Genomic DNA, 2,807 nt, shown 5'->3' on the forward strand with positions numbered 1-2,807 from the left:
GGCGTGCCGACCAGCAGACCGAACTGGGTCTCTGTGAGATTCAACTCCTTGCGGATCTGGATGCCGATGATCGCGAAGATCGTCCAGACAGCGAAACAGACGGTGAAGGCGATTGTGCTCATCGCCAGGGCCGTTTTCTGACCCTGTGGATTGCCAGCGGCTGCATTTGGCATAGCCATACTCCCGATTCGGATTACTCGAATTTCCAAAGCATCAAGAAGGCATCTGCAGATTTTTTGTATTGACCTGAGTCAATGGTGTCAATTTTTTACTGAATAATACAATATTGACTTAAGGGACGAAAGGATTTGCTTTTGGGTAAACTGAAGATATACATATTTGTATTGTCGATTTGACTTTTTTGGCCTCATGAAATGATATCCGCCATACGAAAGCAGGTTTGAGCCAATGCGACCCGACGACATCGAGAAACTTAAAGAGTTGAATATTTTCAGAGGCGTGAAGAAAAGCACCTTCGACAGGGCAATCGCGCCAAGTTTCCTTCAGTCGTTCCCTACGGGAACGAAACTTCTTGAGGAGAACAATTCTGCGGACTTCCTCTATATAGTCCTGGATGGACTGATAGAGATGTCGTCTTCATCGAATGGTGACGACACGGTAATAGAAGTCCTGGCTCCTGTAAACCTATTCATACTTGCTGCCGTGCTCAATGACGATGTCTGCCTTCAGTCTGCACGCACGCTGACGGCGGCCCGTATCCTGATGATACCGGCGTCGCTGATCAGGGAGCTCCTCGGTGACGACCAGGGCTTCATGAAGGCTGTGGTGTTCGAATTGGCGAGCGCCTATCGACGCACGGTGAAAGAACTCAAGAATCAGAAGCTGCGGACCGGAGTGGAGCGACTGGCCAATTGGCTGCTCAAGGAAGAACGTAGCCAGGGTGGCCAGCGTCAGGTCCTCATCCCCTATGAGAAGCGCGTGCTCGCCGCCTATCTTGGCATGACGGCAGAGAACCTTTCACGAGGCTTTGCGGCGCTTTCCGGCGAGGGTGTGACCATGAAGGGAATGCGGATCGATATCGCCGACGTTCCCAGACTTCGCGACTTCGCTCACCCCTCGCCCCTTGTTGATGATGAAGAACCGTCCATGCGCCACGAGTAAAGCCGGACGCCGCTCCCCGCAGCACCAGCAAAGCATGGGCCCCGTCTCGACGTACAGTTCTCGCCGCCTGCAATCGTGCCACGCGGGCCATAACCGGTCTCCGGCGGCGGCGCCCCTCGATATCCGCAGCCATGCTCGCCCCGGAGCGGTTGAGAAATTGCCTCGTCACGCAGGTACTGCCCGGACGGCAAGCTTGCACAAGTACCGGTCACCTTTGGCTATCGCACGGAAGATGCGCGGGTCGAGATCGTCAGCGGCGTGCCGCAGGATGTCCGCGTCGTCACGGCTCCGTCCAAGAATCTCGTCGAGGGGCGCGCGGCGCGTATTCTGGAAAAGGTGGAGCCTTGAACCGCGCCTATCGCGACGTCCGCCATAATCTCTTGCGCTTCATACTAACCTGCCTCGGCCTCAGCCTGTTGATGGCAGTGGTTCTGGCGATGATGGGGATCTACAACGGGCTGGCTGCCGATGATTTGAACATTGTCCGGGCGCCCAAGGCCGATCTCTGGGTCGTGGAAGCGGGACGGCAGGGGCCGTTCGCCGAATCTTCCAAGATTCCGGGCGAGACCCAGGGTGCCGTGGCGCGACTTCACGGCGTGCGCGACGCGGGCAGCATTACCTACCAGACCGTGGAAGCGCCGTTTGCCGGCCGGTCTTTGCGGCTTTACATCATCGGCTATGAGCGCGGCCGCCCCGGCGGTCCAGACGTCATCGTGGAGGGGCGCGGCTTGGCGCAAAGCCACTTCGAGGCGGTTGCCGATCGCAAGTCGGGGCTTGAGATCGGTGACAGTATCGTGCTTGGCCGCAATCGGTCGAGATCGTCGGGCTGATCGAGGATGCGATGAATTCCGGCGGTGATCCCGTTCTCTATATGACGCTGGCCGACGCCCAGACGCTGCAATCACTGCTCGCCCCGCCGGCAGCCCGCATCCAGCAGGCTTGCGGTGCAACCGGCAAGAGCCGCGACACGGTCGCCGCGGTCGTTGCGCGCGTTGAACCCAATGCCGACGTCGATGCCGTTGCAGGCACCGTACGCCAGTGGAAGTATCTCTCCGCCAATGACCCGGGCCGAGCAGCAGGTTCTGCTGGTCCGCTCCGTCGTCGACCGTGCGCGTCGTCAGATCGGCCTCTTTCTCGGCATCCTGCTCACCGTCTCGGCCGTCGTCATTGCTTTGATCATCTACACCATGACCATGGAAAAAGCTGAGGCAGATCGCAACGCTGAAGCTGATCGGTGCGCCCGACCGCACCATCGTCGGCCTGATCGTGCAGCAGTCGATCGCGCTCGGGGCCGTGGGTTGGCGCGTCGGGCTCATGCTCATCCTGTTGATCAAGGATTTCTTTCCGCGTCGCATCCTGCTCGGGCCGATTAACGCGGTCGCGCTCGCGAGCGGCGAAGAACCGGATGAGACATGAAGGGGCGTCTTCACAAATCTGTAGCCGGGGCATGCCGGAGATGCAGAACGGTCCAGCCGCTATCGGCGGCCAAGCCAGTTGCGTCTCCCTGATGGGTCTTGCGGCGCAGGCCACCGGCATTGATCTGCCCTCCCAGCTGCTGTCGAGCCTGCCCTACATCGTCACGATCATCGTCCTCGGCATCATATCCGCCGACAAGCGCCTGCTGAAGCTGAACGGCATCGCCTCTCTCGGCGAACCCTTCGAGCGGTGAAGTTCGGCTCTGTCGG

4 protein-coding genes and 2 pseudogenes are annotated in these 2,807 nt (G+C 59.1%); 5 read left to right on the forward strand and 1 reads right to left on the reverse strand.

Features of this window, described 5'->3' with window-relative positions; genetic code table 11:
- Positions 1-173 (reverse strand): annotated as a pseudogene (locus tag HHL25_RS23365) (MFS transporter); the annotation flags it as partial.
- Between the two features lie 235 nt (positions 174-408).
- On the opposite strand from HHL25_RS23365, the gene HHL25_RS23370 reads away from it, so the two are divergent.
- From HHL25_RS23370 to HHL25_RS23380, 5 genes and pseudogenes are all read left to right on the forward strand, one after another.
- Entirely contained in the window at positions 409-1,122 is a 714-nt protein-coding gene (locus tag HHL25_RS23370; protein WP_169595648.1) for a cyclic nucleotide-binding domain-containing protein, read from the forward strand.
- Positions 1,123-1,466: 344 nt separating this feature from the next.
- The gene (locus HHL25_RS23440; protein WP_205928000.1) at positions 1,467-1,952 is read left to right on the forward strand and encodes an ABC transporter permease; all 486 of its coding nucleotides are present in this window, start codon (positions 1,467-1,469) and stop codon (positions 1,950-1,952) included.
- Positions 1,953-1,963: 11 nt separating this feature from the next.
- Positions 1,964-2,329, forward strand: coding sequence for a hypothetical protein (locus HHL25_RS23445; protein ID WP_205928001.1), 366 nt, complete (start codon positions 1,964-1,966; stop codon positions 2,327-2,329).
- A gap of 53 nt (positions 2,330-2,382) precedes the next feature.
- Positions 2,383-2,538: a hypothetical protein gene (locus tag HHL25_RS23450; RefSeq protein ID WP_315853114.1), complete on the forward strand. Its 156-nt coding sequence runs from the start codon at positions 2,383-2,385 to the stop codon at positions 2,536-2,538.
- An 82-nt stretch (positions 2,539-2,620) separates the two neighbouring features.
- Positions 2,621-2,791 (forward strand): annotated as a pseudogene (locus tag HHL25_RS23380) (ABC transporter permease); the annotation flags it as partial.
- Between the last annotated feature and the right edge of the window lie 16 nt (positions 2,792-2,807).

This window comes from Rhizobium terricola (assembly GCF_012927355.1).
Taxonomy (GTDB): Bacteria; Pseudomonadota; Alphaproteobacteria; order Rhizobiales; family Rhizobiaceae; genus Allorhizobium; species Allorhizobium terricola.

Bases quoted from the DNA above. Each gene is read 5' to 3' on its own strand.
- HHL25_RS23370 (WP_169595648.1), top strand. From the start codon at position 409: ATGCGACCCGACGACATCGAGAAACTTAAAGAGTTGAATATTTTCAGA.
- HHL25_RS23445 (WP_205928001.1), top strand. From the start codon at position 1,964: ATGAATTCCGGCGGTGATCCCGTTCTCTATATGACGCTGGCCGACGCC.